The 20,794-nt window shown below is 57.1% G+C and carries 15 protein-coding genes and 1 pseudogene; 2 read left to right on the top strand and 14 right to left on the bottom strand.

What is annotated here, in order from left to right:
* Positions 1–144 precede the first annotated feature (144 nt).
* The 3 genes and pseudogenes from ACP7BS_RS17890 to ACP7BS_RS17880 form a co-directional block, all read right to left on the bottom strand.
* Positions 145–379, bottom strand: a pseudogene (locus ACP7BS_RS17890) (IS21 family transposase); the annotation flags it as partial.
* Positions 380–637: 258 nt separating this feature from the next.
* A complete protein-coding gene (locus ACP7BS_RS17885) occupies positions 638–2,512 on the bottom strand; it encodes an adenylate/guanylate cyclase domain-containing protein (protein ID WP_426239184.1) in 1,875 nt (624 codons plus the stop codon).
* Positions 2,513–3,015: 503 nt separating this feature from the next.
* Entirely contained in the window at positions 3,016–4,053 is a 1,038-nt protein-coding gene (locus ACP7BS_RS17880; protein WP_426239217.1) for an aldo/keto reductase, read from the bottom strand.
* A gap of 132 nt (positions 4,054–4,185) precedes the next feature.
* Between ACP7BS_RS17880 and ACP7BS_RS17875 the strand changes: the two genes are divergently transcribed.
* Positions 4,186–4,740 carry a TetR/AcrR family transcriptional regulator gene (locus ACP7BS_RS17875; protein WP_426239183.1) on the top strand — a complete coding sequence of 185 codons (555 nt, stop codon included), beginning with the start codon at positions 4,186–4,188 and terminating at the stop codon, positions 4,738–4,740.
* Between the two features lie 102 nt (positions 4,741–4,842).
* On the opposite strand, the gene ACP7BS_RS17870 is transcribed toward ACP7BS_RS17875, so the two are convergent.
* From ACP7BS_RS17870 to ACP7BS_RS17850, 5 genes are all read right to left on the bottom strand, one after another.
* The gene (locus tag ACP7BS_RS17870; protein WP_426239182.1) at positions 4,843–5,895 is read right to left on the bottom strand and encodes an alpha/beta fold hydrolase; all 1,053 of its coding nucleotides are present in this window, start codon (positions 5,893–5,895) and stop codon (positions 4,843–4,845) included.
* Between the two features lie 54 nt (positions 5,896–5,949).
* The gene (locus ACP7BS_RS17865; protein ID WP_426239181.1) at positions 5,950–6,687 is read right to left on the bottom strand and encodes a hypothetical protein; all 738 of its coding nucleotides are present in this window, start codon (positions 6,685–6,687) and stop codon (positions 5,950–5,952) included.
* Positions 6,688–6,818: 131 nt separating this feature from the next.
* A complete protein-coding gene (locus tag ACP7BS_RS17860; protein WP_426239180.1) occupies positions 6,819–8,135 on the bottom strand; it encodes an epoxide hydrolase family protein in 1,317 nt (438 codons plus the stop codon).
* 216 nt (positions 8,136–8,351) lie between these two features.
* Positions 8,352–8,723 carry a response regulator transcription factor gene (locus ACP7BS_RS17855; protein ID WP_426239179.1) on the bottom strand — a complete coding sequence of 124 codons (372 nt, stop codon included), beginning with the start codon at positions 8,721–8,723 and terminating at the stop codon, positions 8,352–8,354.
* Complete coding sequence (locus ACP7BS_RS17850; protein WP_426239178.1) at positions 8,720–11,137, bottom strand: PAS domain-containing protein; 2,418 nt, start codon at positions 11,135–11,137, stop codon at positions 8,720–8,722. Before ACP7BS_RS17850 ends, ACP7BS_RS17855 begins: the two co-directional genes overlap by 4 nt.
* 91 nt (positions 11,138–11,228) lie before the next feature.
* Here ACP7BS_RS17850 and ACP7BS_RS17845 point away from each other — a divergent pair, with 91 nt between their 5' ends.
* Complete coding sequence (locus ACP7BS_RS17845) at positions 11,229–11,576, top strand: SDR family NAD(P)-dependent oxidoreductase (protein ID WP_426239216.1); 348 nt, start codon at positions 11,229–11,231, stop codon at positions 11,574–11,576.
* Positions 11,577–11,693: 117 nt separating this feature from the next.
* Here the strand turns inward: ACP7BS_RS17845 and ACP7BS_RS17840 are convergent, their stop codons facing one another.
* The 6 genes from ACP7BS_RS17840 to repA form a co-directional block, all read right to left on the bottom strand.
* Positions 11,694–12,317 carry a response regulator transcription factor gene (locus ACP7BS_RS17840; protein ID WP_426239177.1) on the bottom strand — a complete coding sequence of 208 codons (624 nt, stop codon included), beginning with the start codon at positions 12,315–12,317 and terminating at the stop codon, positions 11,694–11,696.
* Positions 12,318–12,668: 351 nt separating this feature from the next.
* The gene (locus ACP7BS_RS17835) at positions 12,669–13,586 is read right to left on the bottom strand and encodes a DUF6929 family protein (protein WP_426239176.1); all 918 of its coding nucleotides are present in this window, start codon (positions 13,584–13,586) and stop codon (positions 12,669–12,671) included.
* 438 nt (positions 13,587–14,024) lie between these two features.
* Positions 14,025–16,538, bottom strand: coding sequence for a DNA translocase FtsK (locus ACP7BS_RS17830; protein WP_426239175.1), 2,514 nt, complete (start codon positions 16,536–16,538; stop codon positions 14,025–14,027).
* A 77-nt stretch (positions 16,539–16,615) separates the two neighbouring features.
* Entirely contained in the window at positions 16,616–17,926 is a 1,311-nt protein-coding gene (repC, locus tag ACP7BS_RS17825) for a plasmid replication protein RepC (protein WP_426239215.1), read from the bottom strand.
* Positions 17,927–18,158: 232 nt separating this feature from the next.
* Positions 18,159–19,163 carry a plasmid partitioning protein RepB gene (gene repB, locus ACP7BS_RS17820; protein WP_426239174.1) on the bottom strand — a complete coding sequence of 335 codons (1,005 nt, stop codon included), beginning with the start codon at positions 19,161–19,163 and terminating at the stop codon, positions 18,159–18,161.
* A 166-nt stretch (positions 19,164–19,329) separates the two neighbouring features.
* Complete coding sequence (repA, locus tag ACP7BS_RS17815; RefSeq protein WP_426231540.1) at positions 19,330–20,556, bottom strand: plasmid partitioning protein RepA; 1,227 nt, start codon at positions 20,554–20,556, stop codon at positions 19,330–19,332.
* Between the last annotated feature and the right edge of the window lie 238 nt (positions 20,557–20,794).

The raw sequence follows: 20,794 nt of genomic DNA, 5'->3' as shown, positions 1-20,794 counted from the left end.
GAGATTGTTGGCAAACTCGCTGTCTGCAATGGGCTTTCTCTTCTCAGATTTGAATTGCCCAACCTTGTCCATCTCCGACTCGCCGGCCGGGGTCGAGCGCTCGAAGTGCTATTGAGCGGTAGCGACATCAATGGCGAGATTGCCGAGCGGTACGGTTATGTGAACAGGTCGCTGCCGGATACTGACCTCGACAGGCTCGGCGCAGCGACGGTTCCCCGTCTTCGCACCGGTGGACTTGTAGAGCGCCGCTCCCATCACCGCATCGCTGCCATCGTCGCCCAGTGGCCACGAAAGACCAGCAATCTCGACACGGCGCAATCGACTTGTGACCGAGCCCTTTTGCAAATCTGTATCTCAGAATCTCGCGGACGCGCCGCATCTTTAGTCTCTGCGGGCATCGCGTCCCTTCCTCTCAGCGCAACTGAAAGGTCGAACGTCTCACCAACCGACACCCGGACAAACAGCCCAATCAGGAGCGCGGCATCGCCTCGGAACAGGGGGGCAGCATCTTTTCGAACGACGGGGCGGCTTGCCTCCGAATTTGCAGGCATAGCGCCGAAAGCGGTCATCCGCGACTCTTCGAGGCGGAAAACCGTCAATTCGCTAAATCTCCACAAAACGCCGACGCTGTGAATTACTAATCCGGCATGGCTTTAGGATGACAGTCAATCGTGTAGACGCTCACTGGCTCAAGCTTTCCGCGTATCCTAATTGGCCCCAAAGCCCTCACAGGGAAAAGACCATGAGTTCTACCAAGCGTCTCATCTGTCAGCACAATCTCCACCCCGCTGTCTTTTGCTACGCCAACGAGCCGGCTTGCGAGGTTGACCACATCGCCGATCGCTGTGTAGCTCAGGCGTTCTGTCGAGCCTATATTCCCAACCAACGCCACACCCGTGTTGATGCCGATCCGCACACGGACTGCGTCATGTTTAGGTGACATCGGAGGCAAAGCATGCATAGAGGCGCGGATGGCAGCCGCAGCGCGGCACGCTCGCAGAGCGTGATTGGTCTCGTCACCTGGTGCATTCCAGATCGCCATGACGGCATCGCCGATGAACTTGTCCACCGTGCCGCCCTCGGCATGGATGGCTGCGGTGGACAACGTCAAAAAGCCGGTGAGACTTGGCTCAACTCCGGCACCAAGCTCCTCTGTCAGTTCCGTGAAGCCCGGCAGGTCGGCGAACAGGACCGTTATTTCCCGCAGCTCGCCACCGGGCTTGGGCTCGATGTTGCCATCGATAAGAGGACGCACCACGTCGATCGGAAGGTATCGCGCGAAGGCTGAAAGACCATTCGACATCCGCTTCAGCACGAGCGAAAAATCATCGAGCTCTGCCAACATGGTCGGGCGATACCGGACTGCGTCGAGTTCGAATCTTCCGATCAGATGCAACTGCTCTGCAAGACGCGATAGGGGCCGGGCAAACAAAATCCTGGCGAAAGCGATCGCCATGACTGCCGCAAGTATGGCGATGCCGAGGACCACAAAGATCACGCGCTGGCTGTTGGCATCGTTGTCGCCGGCGAGGGTCGCACGCGGGATAGCGGCGACCAGTCGCCAGTCTTCAAATGGAAGCTTGTTAGAGGAGACGAAGACCGGTCCGAGATCCTTGCTGCCAATCAGAGTGCGAAAGCTGTCATTCTTCTCCTGCGTTTGTGCGGATACGACTGATGCGGCCAAGGTGTCTGACGTTGGAAAATTGTTGAGGTCCCCAATCATAACACCGTCCAAAGCGCCGGAAGTTGCCAGGACCATGCTGCCTCGGGTGAGCATGAAGATTTTGCTGTCCTTTGGGATCATCAGTGATCTGAGCGTAGCTGAAAGCCGTTGAAGACTGACAGCGACCATGACAACGCCATTCACATGTTCTGATATGCGGACCTTGCCTGATACGACGATAGCCGGCTCGAACCCCAGCGGCAGCGTGTTGACGACACTCCAAGCAAACTGTTCGTTCCGTTCGCCGTGCCGGTACCATTGAGAGGTTTCGGCGATGTAGTTGCTTGCCGTCTCCGGAGGATGTTCGTCGACGAGATTGCCGCTCATCGAATAGTAAACCTTGCGGCGGAGCGAACGAGTTTTGCCCAGAGTTGCGCCGCCGATTTCCACCCTTTCGATTTTTCCTTCGGGTGTCACATGGGACCCGTAGAAATGGCCGTCGGGAAAGGCGATGCCGATCCATGCGATTACCGGTTGCTCCTTCATCAGCGACAGGAATAGTGAATCGAACTTCATAGGCTCGTCGGGCCGGAACGCGCTCAGTGCAAAAATTGATCTCACGATTTCGGCGGTGCTCGAAACCACGGTTAGGTTGGAGACAAGCTCGTTGCGGACTGTGGCACTGCTTTGGACGTCAAGCATCGCCACCACTTTCTCGACATTCCGGCTAGCGGTCCGATACCAAATCAAATGGACAAGGGCTGCGGTAGACAGAATGGTGAGCAGCAATAGTACGATGAACGCATGCGGTATTTTCACGCGTGGGAAGACCTTGGCATTTATACGCACGAATTCGGTTACTCCCTCTCCATTTACGAAACGTCGACGTGGGCACACCCGTCGGTGCAACAAGCAGACCAGCAGCGCGACATGCTTAACTCCCGCGGGCTGGGCTGACAATCAGCTGCAGGCGGCCCCCGTACCGTTCTGCGCCGACCGCCAGGTGAGGTCCCGCCCTGTAGCTCCTCGGCGAACGCATAGCGCAGCTGAAGGTGTCAAGCCGGCTGAATGAGGTTTTCACTACAGGCCCAGCTTCAGCGGCGCTCGCAAAAACTCCTAAGGCAGTGCACACCGCCTCGCTCGTCGCCACGCATCGATCGGAAGACAAGGATTTTAAGTAGTCATCTGCGAGCCTGGTTTAGCTTTAAAATGGCAATTCTGATCGTTTATCCGGGGCACGACCAGCCGGCTCTTACTGCTTGTCTACCGCGTCCGCGGAGCTGCCACGACAGCGTCCCGCACTGCGCTCAAGGCCGAGCCTGAGGGAAGGCAAACTCGGCCTTCTGACGAACTCACTTCACCGCTGCGGCGGGCCAGTCCATCACATCCGCCTTGCCGCCCGCCAGACGATCGCGGCTGCCCGTAACAATGTCGTAAGGGAAGCCGAGCGGGATGGCACTGGCGGTCTCGAGGCGGGCGATTTGCTCATCGGTCAGGCGAACATTAAGTGCTGACAGATTGTCATCGAGCTGCTCCTTGGTGCGCGGACCGATGATCGGAAGCGTCGTGCCTTTGGCAAGTACCCAGGCGATGGCGATCTGACCAGCAGGAAGTCCGGTTTCCTCGGCAATCGCCAGGACCGCGTCAACGGTCGCCGTCTTGCGATCGTCGCTTTCGCCATGGATGACCGCGCCGAGCCCTTGCGCCCTGCCCGTCTCGCCCTTGCGATATTTTCCGGTGAGCAGGCCACCGCCAAGCGGCGACCAGCTAACGGTGCCGAGACCGAAGGCGTTGGCCATGGGGAGCAGCTCACGCTCGACCGTGCGTTCCACGAGGCTGTACTCAATCTGCAACGCAGAGATAGGCGACCAGCCCCGCAAGTCTGCGAGCGTGGCCGCGGTTGCGACGCGCCAGGCTGGGAAGTCCGAAAGACCGGAATAGAGTATTTTGCCGGAACGAGCGAGATCGTCGAGGCCTCGGACGATCTCATCGATTGGGGTGACAGCATCCGGCATATGCACCCAGAGCAGGTCGATGCGATCGGTGTTCAGGCGCTTCAAACTGGCTTCGACAGATTGGATCATCGCCTTACGGCTGTTACCGGTGTGCTGTAGGCCGCTGTTCGGCGCGCTGCCCAAGGAGAACTTGGTGGCAAGCACGATATCGTCACGGTCGCTGGCGATGAACTCACCGGTCAACGTTTCCGACTGGCCGAACTGATACTGGTCGGCCGTATCGATGAAGTTACCGCCGGCGGTGCGATAAACGTCGAAGATCTGCTTTGCAGTCTCTCGGTCTGCACCGTAGCCCCAGCCGGTTCCGAAATTGCCGGTGCCCAGCGCAAACGACGAAACGCGAAGGCCGGTGCGGCCGAAAACTCTATAACGCATGCTCATGTGCTTCATCCTTCTAAGGGCGTCTCCGCCCGGTTTGTTTGATTTGAATGACGATCGTCATGTCTTGAATTTAAATTACGATCGTCATATGTTTTGTCAAGGGCATTTTTCAGAAAGGAACTGCGGATGCGTCCGACCAAGGAACAGGCAAACAATAACCGGCAGCGCATTCTCGATACGGCGGCAAAGCTGTTTCGCGAGAATGGCATCCATGCTGTCGGTGTCGATGCTGTCATGAAAGGGGCTGGCCTCACCCATGGTGGTTTCTACGGCCACTTCAAATCCAAGAGCGTTCTTGCAGAGCAAGCGCTGGCACATGCAATGCAGAACATGCTAGGGGCCGATGCCCTCAGTGGTTCGTTGGACGACTTCGCAAAATCCTATCTTTCACCAGAGCATCGTGCCGCCGCCGGAGCAGGATGCACAGTGGCCGCTCTTGGGCCCGAACTCGCAAGATTGCCGGAGACGGAGCGAGGCCCGGTGACAGATCATATCCAGGGATTGATTTCCTATATGGAGAACCTGAAGACGGAGAATGGTTCCAATCCTGACCGCGGTCAGGCGATCACCGATGTCGCAAGCTTCATCGGCGCTCTCGTCATGTCCCGGGCGGTGAACGATCTCGCCCTGTCCGACGAGATTCTGGAGAGCGTGCGCAACCGGGTGACTGGAAAGGCCTAGGATCAACCCTATTTCAGACCTTACAAGAGCTGAACGTCCATCGTTGCAGCCCTTCGCCGCGGACCGAGAACTTTCCGTCCTGGAGTGCGCCCTATACCACATTCAGAAAGCCCCAACATCGGTGACTGCCTGAGCGAAAGCCTGCGGCGCTTCCTGTGGCAGATTGTGCCCTACGCCGCCACTGATAACCCGATGCTCATATCTACCTGAGAATTTCTTTGCATAGACAGTCGCAAGCGGATGTGGGGCACCATTGTTATCCCCCTCAAGACTAATCGTCGGGACGGTAATAGCCGGGCTTTGTGCGAGCCGCTTTTCCAGGTCATCGTATTTCGATTCCCCGTCTGCCAACCCCAGGCGCCAGCGATAATTATGCACCACGATGTCCACGTGATCTGGATTGTTGAGTGATCGGCCGGTCCGCTCGAACGTTGCATCATCGAACTTCCAGCTTGGCGATGCGGTCTGCCAGATAAGTCTGGCAAAGTCCTGCCGGTTCAAAGAATATCCAGCACGCCCGCGCTCGGTCGCGAAATAGAACTGATACCACCACTTCTGTTCGGCGTTAGGGGGCAGAGGCATCTTGTTTGCTTCTCGGCTGCCGATCAGATACCCGCTCACCGACACCAATGCTTTAACGCGTTCCGGCCATAGCGCGGCAAGGATACATGCGGTCCTTGCGCCCCAGTCGCATCCAGCAATAATGGCCCGGTCAACTTGGAGGGCGTCCATCAATGCAATGATGTCGATTGCAAGCGCTGCCTGCTGACCGTTGCGCAGCGTATCCGCCGACAAGAATGTCGTTGTACCGTAGCCACGCAGATAGGGGACGATCACTCGAAAACCTTTCGATGCCAGCAAAGGAGCAACGTCGACATAGGTGTGAATATCGTAGGGCCACCCATGCAACAGAATGGCTACGGGACCATCGACGGGACCAGCTTCGGCATATCCAATATCGAGGACGCCAGCTTCGATCTGCTTGAGCGCGGCAAACGTGGCATTAATTCGCAATGTAGACGCGGTATCAGCAGTCAAATTCACCTCCTTGGAATTGGCGCGCGCAGGACTGATCGTCACGGCTGGTGCTAGAGCGAACGCCCCAGTTGCGATTGCGAGAAATTGACGGCGTTGGGCATTGAAACCGGTGAACATCGAAACTTCTCCAACTCTCTGCGATTGACGTTTCGTGGCGACGGTCGCTGCGCGCTACCGCCGCTCGACTTTGACGTAAGCGAGGTCAATCGTGATCGGCGCGAATCCCTTGTCGGCTATTCCATCCGCATCGTGAAGGAACACTCGTCGACGGGTTGGAAAAACGAAGCCGTCGAACGTTTTGTGATCGAAGGCGTAGTGCGCCACAGGCGGCTTGCCGGTCACATCCGGTGAATAGTCCATCCGCCGAAGAAGATAGGACTGGTCATAATAGAATGTCTGATCGGCATTATGATTGGCGATAGACGTCGGGAAACTGACAGCCAGTCGTCGCCAGATCTGGCCGTCCTCGGTCCAAGGATCGATCTCTGTGGCTATGACACCAGACTGCACAAACACAAACGGCGCTGTGAGGTAATTCCATACCGCCGCACTGGCGAAGTAGGCGACCTGGATCGCGTCCCACGGCGTGGTGAAAGGGTCGAAGGCCGTTGGAAAGGATTCGCGCGGATTGAGGCGCTCCTGAATCGTGCGGCCATCCGAGGTCGTCAGTGCAACACGCTCAGGCGCCACGTCCAGCACGGACGTGTACCTCTCCGCAGTGAACGGCGAAAAGGTAATGTGCTCGCGATGTGGATCTGCGATGACTGTTTGCCTGTCGAAAATGCCTTGCCATCCGCGGGCTCCCCAAAAAGGACCCCCGAGCGTCATGTCAGCAGTTAGCTTTGTGACCTTCGCCCAATTCTGCAATCCGCCATGCGCGTCAAGCACACTCGTCAACAACCTGTCCATTTTACTTCCTCTGGAATCTCATATGATCCATGCTCGTCGACGCGCCAGATCTGCGTTGAAATGCTCGCGGCGACGGAGCGGCGACCCTTATTTGTTCGACGGCGCCCACCAAGGTCGGCGCCGTCAGGTGCTCAGATCGATGAGCGGAGGGACTTGAAGGCGGTCCTCAGCTCGGCTGAGAAAAGTTGTGGCTGTTCCCATGCGGCGAAATGGCCGCCCTTCTCGACTTCGTTCCAGTGGATGATATTGCCGAAGCTTTTTTCGCCCCAGCTTTTTGGCGCACGGTATATTTCCGCAGGGAAAACTGTGACCGCGACTGGCAACGTTGGGATGTCAAACGCATTGAATGGACCACCGCCGGCTTGGGCGCCCTCCCAATATGACCGTGATGAGGATGTCCCCGTGTTCGTCAGCCAATAAAGGGAGATCGCGTCGAGCATCTCGTCATTGGTGAGGACCTTTTCAGGTTCGCCGCCCGTGTCGGTCCACTCAGCGAACTTGTCGTAGTAGTATGCCGCCATCGCCACTGGCGAGTCAGCCAAGGCATAACCAATTGTTTGCGGGCTCTGGTTCATCATCGCGGCGTATCCGAAGCCGTCGCGGTAGAAATGCAGCAGTCGGTCATAAGCGATCTTCTCCCGATCAGAGAGTTCCGTCGGCGCTGGGTCGAAGTTAAGCAGGTGTCGCAGCACGTCCGGCGGCAAGGTACCTGGCATGTTGATGTGGATGCCGAGCAGCCCTTCGGGAGCCTGGACCGCAAGAATTTCCGAGATAATTGCACCCCAGTCGCCACCTTGAGAAACATACTTCGGATAGCCAAGTCGCAGCATGAGTTCGTGGAAAGCGGTTGCCATCCGGGCCGGGCTCCATCCCGTGGTCGTCGGATTGCCGGAAAAGCCGTATCCCGGCATCGTAGGAAGAATGAGATGGAAGGCGTCCTCGGCGCGGCCGCCGTGAGCGGTTGGGTTGGTCAGCGGCTCGATGACCTTCAGCAGTTCGATGATTGAGCCCGGCCAACCGTGCGTCATGAGCATCGGCATAGCCTGTTCGTGCGGCGAGCGGATATGTGCGAACTGGATATCCAGCCCGTCGATCTCCGTGATGAACTGCGGCAGAGCGTTGAGCTTCGCCTCAACTTTTCGCCAGTCGTAGCCAGTTCCCCAATATTCGACCAGCGGCTTGAGCTTCGCCAGTTGCACGCCTTGTGATCGATCGTTAACTGTTTCACGGTCCGGCCATCGTGTGGCCTGGACGCGACGGCGCAAGTCGGCGAGCGAAGCTTCCGGAACGTCGATATGAAACGGACGTATCGCGCCACTCGTTGCAGCGATGGCTACTTGCGGCGACAACATGCTGAATGCAGTTGTGCTCGCCAAGAGTGCGACAGACGTGGCTGCCGAGGCCGAAAGAAAATCCCGTCTTGTTTGTGGAAATGTTGTCGCAGTCATGCCGATGCTCCTCACCTTATGTGAATGCTGTTTGCATCATGCAAACGCTGAGCTATTCAGATCATGGCGACGGAGCAAGATATATTGAACGATGGTGTCGGCGATACTAAAGCATTGCTTTTACCATTGTTTGAAGGACGTCTAGCTTGCGACGACCGGGCGGATTTGCGTGACATTGGGCGTGTCGTGCAGAGCGTTCGTCCCAGCAAGGAACAATTAGGATCTATGAAATGCCGCGTTGAGGGCGTCAAGCAGGGCGAGGTCGGTGAACGGCTTGAATAGGCATTCTACCGCCCCGCGCGCCATCATCAAAGGCCGAACGTTGTCGTCGCCATGAGCGGTGATAAATATAATCGGAATGTCAATCTTGTTTCGCTTCAACTCTTCCTGGAGCTCCGGACCCGACATTCCCGGCATTGCGATATCAAGCACGAGGCAACCAGTCCTACCCTGATCCTCTGAGCCGAGAAACTCTTCTGCGGACGAGAAAGCTCGCGCTGCAAAGCCAAGCTCAATAACCAAGTCAGGCAGGGAATCCCTGACAGACTCATCGTCATCGACAATGGAAACAAGCGGATATTCATTCATTGCGGATGCCTTGAAACGTCTACGAATTTTAATGGCGGGACACGAACGAAGGTCTTACCGACGGATGCATTGTTCTCCGAGACTGGTAGCGAGAACGAGAAAGTCGCTCCAGGGCCGTTATTTGGCACCGCAGACAAAACCCCGGAGTGACTTTCGATGATTGAACGGCTAACGGACAACCCCATGCCCATTCCTGTCTCTTTGGTGGTGTAGAACGCCTCGAACAGCTTTTCAAGATCCTGCCATTCCAGGCCAATTCCGACATCCTGAACGGAGAGGTTAACCCTGTCGTCTGCTTGATGCTGGGTCTGAATTATGAGTTTTCTAGGTCGGTCATGAACCTCGCTCATTGCGTCGCAAGCGTTGAGTAATAGATTGAGGATGACCTGCTGCAACTGCACACGATCCCCAGAAACGAGTGGCAGCTTGCCCGCGAGATCGGCTTGCAAGTTCACGCGAGCGCGCTGCAGTTCACTCGAAGTGAGCGCTATGACTTCCCTTGCCGCTTCGTTGAGGTCGACGGGTTCTGTCGTCGTTTCCTTAGTGCCAAAAAGCGAGCGCAATCGAGTTATAACATCGGCTGCACGATGGCCGTCGCGGATGGACCGTTCGGCAGTCCTGCGCGCACCCTCGATGTTCGGTGGGTCTGCAGCCAGCATGCGAAGGCAAGTGCTCGCGTTGGTAACGATCCCCAGCAGGGGCTGATTGACCTCATGGGCAATCGATGCAGTCAAAACGCCAAGTGTCGTAACGCGGGCGACATGAGCCAACTCGGACCGGGCTCGTCCAAGAGCTTCCTCAGCCAAATGGCGCTGCGTCACATCCTGAATGGCGCCGATATACTCAAGCTGACCGTTTTTATCATATGAGCCGTGAGCAACGAGATGAAGGTGTTTTACGGAGAGATCCGGCATCTGCGCGCGGTAAAGGTAGTCCAGGTCATCGGCCGGGCCTCGCGCGATATCGATCATCTCCTGAAGAATGGGAAGATCCTCGGGGTGTATGCGCGATGCGATGACGTCGAGCGTAATGGTCTGAAGCGGATCAAGTTCATAGATGACGCAGGTCTGCTCGGAAAATTCCAACGTGTCTGTCGCTACTCGCCAGTACCAGCTTCCGGTCGAGCTCAAGTGTTGCGCTTCGCGCAACCATGCCTCGCTTCGCTTGAGGGCAGCTCCGCTCTGCAAGCCTTCGACCGCAATGCTGGCAATATGAGCAAACTGCTCAATCAGTTCTCGAAGGACTGAGGTGGGCGTGCTTGGCTCCCTGTGATAGATTGCGAAGGCGCCTAACGCCCTGCCGGTCGATGATGAAATCGGGGTTGACCAACAGGCCATAAGGCCGTGTTCCATAGCGACAGGGCACCAGGTCGGCCAGCGCGTTTCGGTGCTGATATCCTCCGAAGTGACTTGCTCTTTCAAAAACGTCGCCATCCCGCAAGGTCCAGACTCGGCGTTGATCGGTCTGCCGATTAGGGCATCAATAAATGCGGCAGGGATACTGGGAGCTGCACCCTGTTCAACGCGCTGTCCGCTCTGGTCCGCTAGGATAACGCTACAGTAGCAGCCATCAGCAGTGCTTTCGACCAGTCGGCAAAGCGCATCTAGCACAGCGGGTGAAGAGTCACCTCTTGCGACCATTTCGAGCAGTTGCTTCTCGCCGAACAGCAGTGCTTCCGCGCGTTTGCGGTCCTCGATATCGGTCTGCAGAAAGTACCAAACGGAGATCTCGCCATCTGAGTTTCGCAACGGGCATCCTTGCGTGTGAAACCACCGATAAGCTCCGTCTGCGCGCCGGAGACGAGCCTCGAAATCATATGGCTGTCCTGATGCCGCAGAGCGTTCCCACCGCTTTAATACCTCGGGTCGATCTTCGGGGTGAAAAGCCTGGCCAACCGCACGCCCGCGCATCTCCTCGCTGGTGGTGCCGAGATATTCAAGCATGTGCCTATTGGCATGTTCGACGTGACCGTCGGGGGATAAAAGGGTGACTATTGACGGCAACCCGTCGACGATCGAGCGATAGCGGTCCTGGAGTTCGCGTCCGATCGTCTCGGTCCGTTTTCGGTTGTCGATATCCGAGTTTATTCCACACCATTGTATTATCTTGTCGTTCGGGTCGAGGAGTGGATTGGCGCGAATGTTGAACCACCGATACACGCCGTCGAAGCGCCGCATACGCGCTTCGAATTCTCCCGCTTCGCCTGATACGACCATACGCTCCCAGCTTGCCAGGAATTCAGCCAGATCCTCGGGATGGACACACGAATGCCAACCGGTGCCTAGTGCCTCCTCACGCACCAGGCCGGTGTATTCAAGCCAGCGTTTGTTCAAAAAGTCGGCTTGACCATTGGCATGAGCAGTCCAAACCAGTCCGGGGAGCGCGTCAACGACATGGCTAAGCGGGTTGTTCATGGCAGTCCTTTCAGGACTTCTAACGAACACCATGCAGCCAGTGCGTGCAAAAGTCCATTGTCCTAAGGTATCGGTATAGATCCATTGAACCATCCGCAGATCGCAGCGCCGCCGCAGGCAGAGCTTTTGTGAACCTAAGGCCGGCGCTATCATTAACATAGCTTCAGTGCTGGCATTCGCCCCGGAGTTTCTGGACGGCGTCTATAGCGGATCGAAGGCCTATCTGCTCAATCTCAGCCTGTCGATGGCGCGGAAGATGACATCAGGAAATGTTCAAATCCAGGTCGTCCTGCCAGGAGCAACCCGCACCGAAATCTGGGAGCGCTCAGGCAAAGACGTCGACGCCATCGTCCAGAGGCAGTCATGGATACGGGCGATCTGGTCGATGCTGCCCTTGTTGGATTTGACAAGCGTGAGGTGGCGACTATCCCACCTCTAGCGGAAGAACGGCTTTGGCTCACGTGCAATGAAGCCCGTTTGGCCATGGCTCCCTATTTATCGCGAAAGGAGGTCGCCCCGCGGTACCGTTAGTTAGCGCCCTAAGGCGCGCTTGAGTTTATCGCAAGCGTCCGCTCATGTTGACAAGATCCGGCAACGATTTTGCCTTCATCTTCCGCATCACCTGGCCGCGATGAGCCTTAACGGTGATTTCGCTAATACCCAGCTTGAAACCAATCTGCTTGTTCAAGAAGCCGACAACGACGAGAGCCATGACTTCCCGCTCACGCCGGCTCAAGGAGTTAAAACAATCCTTGATATCCTGAAGTGAGGCACGATCTGCAAGGGCAGCGGCACTATGGCCGATCGCCTGGCGAACAGCGCTTATTAATACATCATCCGAAAACGGCTTCGTCAAAAATTCCACCGCTCCAGCCTTCATCGCCCTAACCGAGGTTGGCACGTCACCATATCCGGTGATGAAGATGATCGGCATCTCTGACCGGTCCGCCGAAATGCGGTCTTGAAGATCAAGACCGGTGAGATCAGGGAGGGAGATATCGAGGACTAAGCAACTAGGAACGTCAGGTATCGCTTGGGAGAGAAATTCCTCTGCTGAAGCGCACGTCAATGCGTGCCAACCCTGAAATTGGATCAACTCTTCTACCGACTCGCGGACCGAGATATCGTCGTCAACGATAAAAACCAGTGCGTCTGGGGGGACTGCCGAATTCTCAGGCATGGCGATTTCTCATTTCGCTGAGACGAACAGAACTACGTTAGCACTGTGCTGGCTGGGCGACAAACTGCTAATGTAGTCGGCGGCACCAAGTACTGACCGAAGGTCTGAACTACTAAAATGCGAAGCGGCGCCAAGAAAATGTACGCCTTTGGGCAGACGCGATCATGGTGTCTGTGACCGAAATGAAGGCGCGAAGCGGAAATGATTTCCGCTCCAGCCCATAGGACATTAACCTGTCAGACAGTCGCCGCTGGCCGTTTAACCCTAGCAGGTGTAGCCGGCGCGGCTTCGGAGTAAGCCAGCCCCGCATTGGTCTCGGCGAAACCGCTGGCGCAGTTCAAGGGACCGCAGCTACTTCGGGATAGAAGTGGAAAACAATGCCGCCGGCATTCCGGGGTCGTCGGCATCGGTGACAAGCAGTAGATTCAGTCGATCGCCGTCCTGCCGGGCGTTAATGCCCTCTACCTTGTACGGCCGGTCAAGGTGCTGGAAGGAGACAATGTGCCCATTGTTGTCGGCAATGCCGATGCCAGCTGCGATGCAGGGTCCATCGCGATAGGCATCTTCGGTATCTTCCGCGACAGCGCAGAACACCATGTCCCCGTTGGGCAGAGCGGCTGCGTCGGTAAAGCTGAAGGGAACGCCCCCGATCGAACCGAGGTCCAGCCGATGGATCGCCGAAGGTACGATGGTATCGGCGCCTAATCTTTGCAAAGCAGCGAGAACGCGCGAAAGCGGATAGCGGATGATGGCGTTGTCGGCCTGCTGCTTGTTGCCGCGCTGGAACAGGCGCAACTCATCGCCAAAAACAACGGCGCCCTCGATGTTGAGTTCAGGGAACGCATCTTTGAGTGGACCGAGAATGGGAGACAGATCCAGTTCACGAGGCGCACCACAGACTGCGCCGTTGACGTCGAGCCCGAGCAGAGCGCCGCGACGACGGTTTGGCCTCGAACCCGAGCCCATGGCCAGGATGGCGCCATGCGGAAAATTCCGGAAGGCCGGAATGAGGACAAGCGCCTCCAGGTCAGGCTTTCGGCGCTTCCGCTCGGCCTTAGTGTCCGGCAGAGCGCCCTCAAAGAGGCGGATCAGATCACCGGGTTCAGGCTCGGTTGTCGAAAACACACCCAGGTGAAGCTCGTCGTCGGCGATGACGTAGAGGGTCGAACCGACAGACACGAGCCCGCTTGCCGCGCTGACATGCAAGGGCCGCCTCCTGGCGGAGGGCGCCTTGATAGTGAGTTCGCGCATTTTGGTCAGGCTGATCATCGGCGTGTCTTAGCAGGCTGAATCGTGCAGCTCCACCTCCCCTGCCCCGAAAGACCGTGCACTCATCAACATCCCGGATGCGCGACCGGCTGTCGGCTTGGCGAAACCGTAATCAAACCAAAGTTGCGTTGAGCGCTTTACGACCAACAGGGGCGATAGAACCGCACCCTATGTCTCCGCCCCATAATGACCGATAATGTTGCATTATCAGTTGTTAAACCTCTGTGCAGTCGCTGGGGGCAATTGCCTTCATCGCTTTAGGAATCAACTCCACCATGGCATAGCCGGATGAAACTCTATCTTTCCTCATTCCTAATGAAAGTACCACCTGTCCACCGGCAATTTAATCCCAATGAACAAAACGTATCCTGCAGACCGGTCCGGAACCGGGATTCACGATGCCCCTCCCCCGCCGTCATCTCACGGGCCCGTCTCGATCTATTCCTCGTCACCAGTGGGCATTTCTGCGACTTCGCGGCCGGCTGACAGGATCGAACGCTTGCCAACATGGTTTGCCGATCCGACCAGCCCCTCCCGCTCCATCCGTTCTACCAGCGACGCGGCTCTGTTGTAACCGATCTGAAGGCGCCGCTGGATATAGGATGTCGAGCATTTCTTGTCGCGCAGTACGACCTTTACGGCTTTGTCGTAGAGGTCGTTGCCGTCTTCCTCCGCCATTGCGCCCTTGTCGAAAACCGCAGCGTCTTCGTCCGCCGGCCCATCGATTTCCTCGGCATCCTCTGTCACCGTACCGAGATATTCCGGTCGCCCCTGCGTCTTCAGATGTGCGACAACCTTTTCGACCTCCTCGTCGGAGACGAACGGCCCGTGCACACGGGCGATCCGGCCGCCACCCACCATGTGCAGCATGTCCCCCTGCCCCAGCAGATGCTCGGCCCCCTGCTCGCCCAAAATGGTACGGCTGTCGATCTTCGACGTGACCTGGAACGAAATCCGGGTCGGGAAATTGGCCTTGATCGTGCCGGTGATGACATCGACCGAGGGGCGTTGGGTTGCCATGATCAGGTGGATACCGGCAGCTCGCGCCATCTGGGCCAGACGCTGGATGGCGCCTTCGATCTCCTTGCCGGCAACCATCATCAGATCGGCCATCTCATCGACGATGACGACGATATAGGGCATCGGCGCGAGATCCATTTCCTCTTGTTCGAAGATTGGTTCGCCGGTCGAGCGATCAAAGCCCGTCTGGACGCTGCACAGGATCGTTTCGCCCTTTGAGCGCGCCAAAGCGGCGCGCGTGTTATAGCCATCGATATTGCGCACACCGAGCCGCGACATCTTGCGATAGCGGTCTTCCATTTCCCGCACGGCCCATTTCAACGCCATCACCGCCTTTTTCGGGTCTGTCACGACAGGCGTCAGGAGATGCGGGATGCCGTCATAGACAGACAATTCCAGCATTTTCGGGTCAACCATGATCAGCCGGCATTCCTCCGGCTTCAGCCGGTAGAGCAAGGACAGGATCATCGTGTTGATGGCGACGGATTTACCGGAGCCCGTCGTGCCGGCGACGAGAAGATGCGGCATTTTTGCAAGTTCGGCGATGACCGGTTCACCGCCGATGGTCTTGCCAAGGCAAAGCGCGAGCTTGAAACGCGTCTCCTGGTAGTTCTCCGACTCGATCAGTTCGCGGAAATACACCGTTTCACGCACCGGGTTCGGCAACTCGATACCGATGACATTGCGGCCTGGGACAACGGCAACACGCGCCGACAGAGCCGACATCGAGCGGGCGATATCGTCAGAAAGACCGATGACACGCGAGGATTTCACACCGGGCGCCGGTTCGAATTCGTAAAGCGTAACGACGGGGCCTGGGCGGACGTCGATGATCTCGCCGCGGACGCCAAAATCCTCGAGCACGCTTTCGAGCAGGCCGGCACTCTGTTCCAGGGCTTCCTGGGTGATTACCGCAGTTTCCTGAACCGACGGCTCCTGCAGGAGGTCTACCGGGGGAAAGACATATTCGGCTGCACCAGGCTCCGTCGTCATTTCCGGTATGGCCACAAAGGTATCTGGCCGAACTGCCCGGATCGGTCTGGAAATCGCCACCGGCGGCTTAACGATACGCACGGGTTCGACAGGGCTCGCGACCTCGGCAACAACCGGCCGGATTTCTACTTCGACAATCGGTAAAGGCGTGTCGATGGATGCAGGCCTGCTGCTGACCGTTGCAGCAACGTGACGGTCGACCGCCTTAACACCGATTTCGCGGTAGAGTTCCGTTACCGAACCTGCGAGGGAAACAACCTGTGGAGGCTGCCAATGCATGACCGGCGCCAGAGCGTTGATATCGGCTTCCAAGTCCAGGGTGTCCCAGAACACTTCGTCGGACACGTACAGGAAGGATCCGCCCCGTTTGACCGTCGTTTCTGACAGATCTCCGACCACAGGCTCTTCTCCGGCCGGAAAACAAGCCAGATCGATACCCGCAAGACCTGCATATTCCACCGCAGGAGCTTCATTCAGCGATGTTTCGAGTTCCTGCCTGAGCCGCAGCGAAAGCAGTTGAATTACGGAAACAACCGGCGTTTCGTCAAGAACAGGCTCGATAACAGGCAAATGGTCTTCGATTACGGCGACAGTTTCCGCGACTTCGGTAACCGGTTGCTCAGCCGGGCCAATCTTTTCCGCTTCCTTCCCAGCCTCGCCGGCCGGCCGCTTCGAATAGACACTCTCCGGGGTTCGGGTGAACCGTACGTTCGGGCCAAGCACAAAAGCGCTTTGCCAAACGGGTGCCTCCCCTCGCCCCTCGATTTCTGCCATCGCATCGGTGTCCGCCTCAAAGGGACCTTCGGCGCTTTTCACATCGGCAGGAGCACCGTAGATACGGCGTTGCGGCTCCGCTTTTCCCAAATGATTGTCCGGATCTGCGGGCTGATCCCCAGTGATATCGAAGCCGTTCGAAAAGTTGGTTCGGGAAAGACGCATAGGGACCTGCTCACTCATAATTCACGCGCAATGGGCACACCCCTTTTCAATAGAAAATAAAGGTTAATCACCCCTTTCTAGCCGGCCCTTCTCACAGAATTTCCATTCGCCCTCGCCAGCGACATAATCATCGGGCCGATGGCGAATTCGCCCTTTTCCGCCCGTCTTGTCAGGTCCCGCAGGTAGCCGCCGGCCGAATTGATATGCCCTGCCCGCTCCAGAATGCAGGCAATCACGGTCGCTGCATTTTCCGCCCCGAGTATTTCGCAAGCCTGCTGATAGGCATCCGGGCTCACCCCAAGCATCGACCGAACGACAACTGCGGCCGCCATCAGGTCTCGCCAGTTTGAAATCGCTCCTCCGGAGCCGTAGGGGATGATTTCCGGGCAAGCCTGGAGTACCAAGGCCAGCGGGAAGGCCTTCATCTTACCAGTTGCCGACGAAGAATTTTGTCCGCCCTCGCCGGTCGTTGTAGCTCCGCTATTTGGTTTGCCGTAGCCATCACGCTTTTGCCGCGTCATCGCCGTTTTTGGCACCAGTTGTCCGGGTTCTGAATTTTCGCCCTGCCGTTGTTCGTTGGCAGGTTCAAATTCAGAGATAGATTCTGGTTTTGAATTCTGTATGTGCCGATCATTTTGGAAGGGATTGCCGCTTATATCTTTGCTTTTAAGCTGCATTTCCAATTGGTTGACGATCTCTTGGCGCAACATTTCAATTTCACCCAGCGCCGTCGTCACTTCGAGTACCGTCGGTGTGCGGGGAATTGCCGTTACTAGAGCCCGGAAATGGGTCGTGACCATCTCCCAGTTGCCGCTAGCGCCTTCCTCAAGCGCAGCCTCGATCAACTTGGTGACATCGCGGCGGCACAATGTCAGCCGTTCACGCAACCGCCGCAGCTGCAGCCGCTCGGCGACCACCTGGGCCGCCAACTCCTCCAGTTCGTCGGCACGCGCAAGCAATGGCGCAAGAGAAAACCCGAAGGCATCGTCGATAGCGCCCGTACTGCCCCGGCGCACGTAGCGCTTGCCATTCGGACTGTCTTTTCGGACGATCAATCCGGCCTGGACCAAAATCGCCAGGTGACGCCTGATCGTCTGTTCGGTCATGCCGTGGGATCGCAGAGATAACTGCGCGTTTGATGGGAACACGACCAGACCATTGGTCTCGGACAGTTCGTCTTTCGGGTAGAAACTGAGCAATGCACTCATCACCGCCAATGCGCGATCGGTTACGCCAATCAGCGGCCTGGCTTCGCATAGCGCCCGATAGAGTTTCCACTTATCGATGCTTTTACCGTCTTCAATATCCCGAGACACAAGTTGGCTTGCCAACATGCCAAGCGTCATCGGCCGCCGCCCAAAGGGCGTCGTCACACTTCCACTTTCCATCGCCTCTGCCTTTCGCAAGGACAAAGCTATCCGGCACGTCGAAATGACGTCTATCTCGATGAAGAGACTTGACTACGATTCCAGGAAGTGTGATTCTCTCAGTCGCCAAACAGTCGAGAAGGGCTTCCGGAATAGATTTCGGGGGCCTTTTTCTTTGCCTAATTTTCCCTTGTGACTATCCTTCGATAGCGGTTGATCTAAAGGTCCCTGCCCTGCAGGGACCCGGCATAAACTATTGCCGGCCGCCCTGTTTCAGGCTTGCCGTAAATTCTGCATAAAGTTCGTCCAGTCGATCGGCGAGATATCCGCCGAACTCGGGCACCTGACGTTCATCGAACACGATTCGCGTCTGGACATCGTCGCGCTCTATGCGTGCTGCCTTGCGCCCCTGCGGGCTTTTCCATTCCTGCGCCTTCGGCTTCCGTTTTGCAGGCTCGGCTCCAAGCATTTCAAAAACTCTGCTAAAGCGTGCATCGCTATCGCCTGCAAGAAAATCCGGCCCGGTGATCAGCGCTTCAAGCATATGCTGCTTGCGCTCGGCGCGATCCACCAATGCCGCCCAGCGCGCGCGCCCGGCTTTTGGCGCCGGTCCGATCGCCTGGACAAGGTATTCGGGGATGCTTCTGGCAATGCTGATGTAGCGGCTGAGGTCTGCCTTGTCGGTCGAAAGTGCGGCCATGATCGTGGCGCGATCGTAACCACCATCTTCTAGACGGCGGGCAAATTGGGCCTTCTCGATATAGGAAAGGTCCTGCCGGTCGAGGTTCTCCTTTCCTTGCGCGATGACAAGCTCGTTATCGGTCAAGGTTTGGACGATCGCGCGCACCGTGCGGCCAAGCAGGGCCGCTGCACGAAGCCGCCTGCGGCCGTATGCCACCTGGAAACGGCCGGGCGATGCCGGCTGCGGCCGCACCAGGATGGGAACCTGCTGGCCGTTTTCGCGCATGCTGTCGACCAGAGACTCGAAACCCGGGTCAACGGTGATGGAAATGCGATCGCTGACCGACGAGTGGTCGATCAGCGCGGGGTCGAGGTCGACTACCGACGAACCAGACGCCAGTTGCTCCTGCAATCTTGCAGCGCTACGTGCGCCTTCCGTCATTTCCTGCAGCGATGCACCCATTGCCGATATGGCACCGCTACGAACGCGATCGGTGTTCTTTTCAACGCCAGCAACGGGCGCAGATCCTTCGGGCTTTCGCATGAACAGCGTGTTGACGGTATCTTTTCGGCTCACAGCGGGCCACCTTCATTGTATTGTAACGAGCGCCCGTTGGGAGTTCCCAACGATGATGTTTGGGCGGCAGGCAACGTCTTTGGCATCACGCAATCACAGGCCTTGGCATGATAAGAGCCTGTCGTTGGGAGTTCCCAACACATCGCCCGCAATGTTTGAAGCAAGCTCATTTTGGCGAACGCCCCCATGCTTGGCGAATCAACGATTCAATCTCGCCATTGACGGAATCGAGCGCTTCCATGGCCCGGTCGTATGTCGAGCGCGTCAGATTTTCGCGGCCGATTTCGTAGAGCGTCTGCTTCGTCAGTCCGGCGTCGGAGACAGCAGCCGACTTCACCATCGGATTGGTCATGACGTGGTCATCGAACAGATTGCGGAGGAGGGCGGCGACTTTCGTCTGCGGCGCATCCTGCGGCTCGTAGCGGGTGAGCAGATAACGGATGAAATCGTACTTCAGCTCGCCGCCGGCTTCACGAACGACCGCAAGCAGATCGTGCGTCATCAGAAGAAACTGGCTCATTGACGCAACGTCTAGCATCTGCGGATGAATAGTTACGACCATCGACGTTGCGGCACAAAGCCCGCTAAGCGTGAGGTAACCCAATTGTGGCGGGCAATCGATCACGACGACATCGTAATTGTCGGCAACTTCATCGAGGGCGCGCGCAACGCGCGTGAAGAAAATTCCATCAGCATCCCGGGCGCCTGTCGTCAGGGCGCGGGGCGTCGTGTGCTCGAACTCCATCAGTTCAAGATTGCCCGGAACCAGATCAAGCCCATCAAAATACGTATTGCGGATGACGTCGGCCAAGGGACGCTTCTCTTCGTCGTAACGGATTGCTGCGTAGAGCGTTTCGTTGGACTTCACGTCCGTTTCCGGCAATACGCCAAGCAGGGCCGAAAGGCTCGCCTGCGGATCGAGATCGACAGCCAGGACGCGATAGCCTTGCAGCGCAAGATACTGGGCGAGATGAACAGAGGTGGTCGTCTTCCCGGAGCCGCCCTTGAAATTGGTAACGGCAATCACCTGCAGATGATCATCGTGACCACGGCGCGGCACAAAATTATAAGCTTCCCTGCCACGGGCCGTTTGCGCCATCTTTTCGCGTAATTCATTAATCTGGCGCAAGGTGTAGAGACGGCGGCCGTTGCTGGTCAGATCGGGTTGCGGCCCTTCGCCGGCGAGCGTCATCTTGCGCAGCGTCGAATCCGAAACGCCCATCAGCTTCGCCGCCTCCCCGGAGGTGAACCTACGCAAGGTTTTGTTTGCTGTTGGCGGAAAAAGCGCTTCGCTGATCGCCTGGAGCTGCGAGCTGATGATTGCCGCATGATCTCCGATCGTCTCATCGACGGTCTTCCGCTCAATCTTGGTGGCTCGAATGGCATTGCTCACGTTGAAAAACTTTCGTCACGGTAAAATGGCCCGATGGGAGATTTAACCGTGACGATACGCAACGCAACGATTCGTGCAAGAAGTTATTGGTTAACAGTTGCTTACACCGGGCAGGTCAGAAACTGAATCTGCAGCGCTTGCCGACACGTTTCGCCTATGAATCCAAAGCGTTCCTGTTCTTGCAAATGTGCCAGAGTGAAAAACACGCAGGGAAATGATTCATGTGTGTAATTTTGAT

This window comes from Pararhizobium sp. DWP1-1-3, from assembly GCF_049896125.1.
Lineage (GTDB): Bacteria > Pseudomonadota > Alphaproteobacteria > Rhizobiales > Rhizobiaceae > Pararhizobium.
The sequence above is the reverse complement of the archived record's forward strand: the minus strand, read 5'-3'. Positions and strand labels throughout refer to the sequence as shown.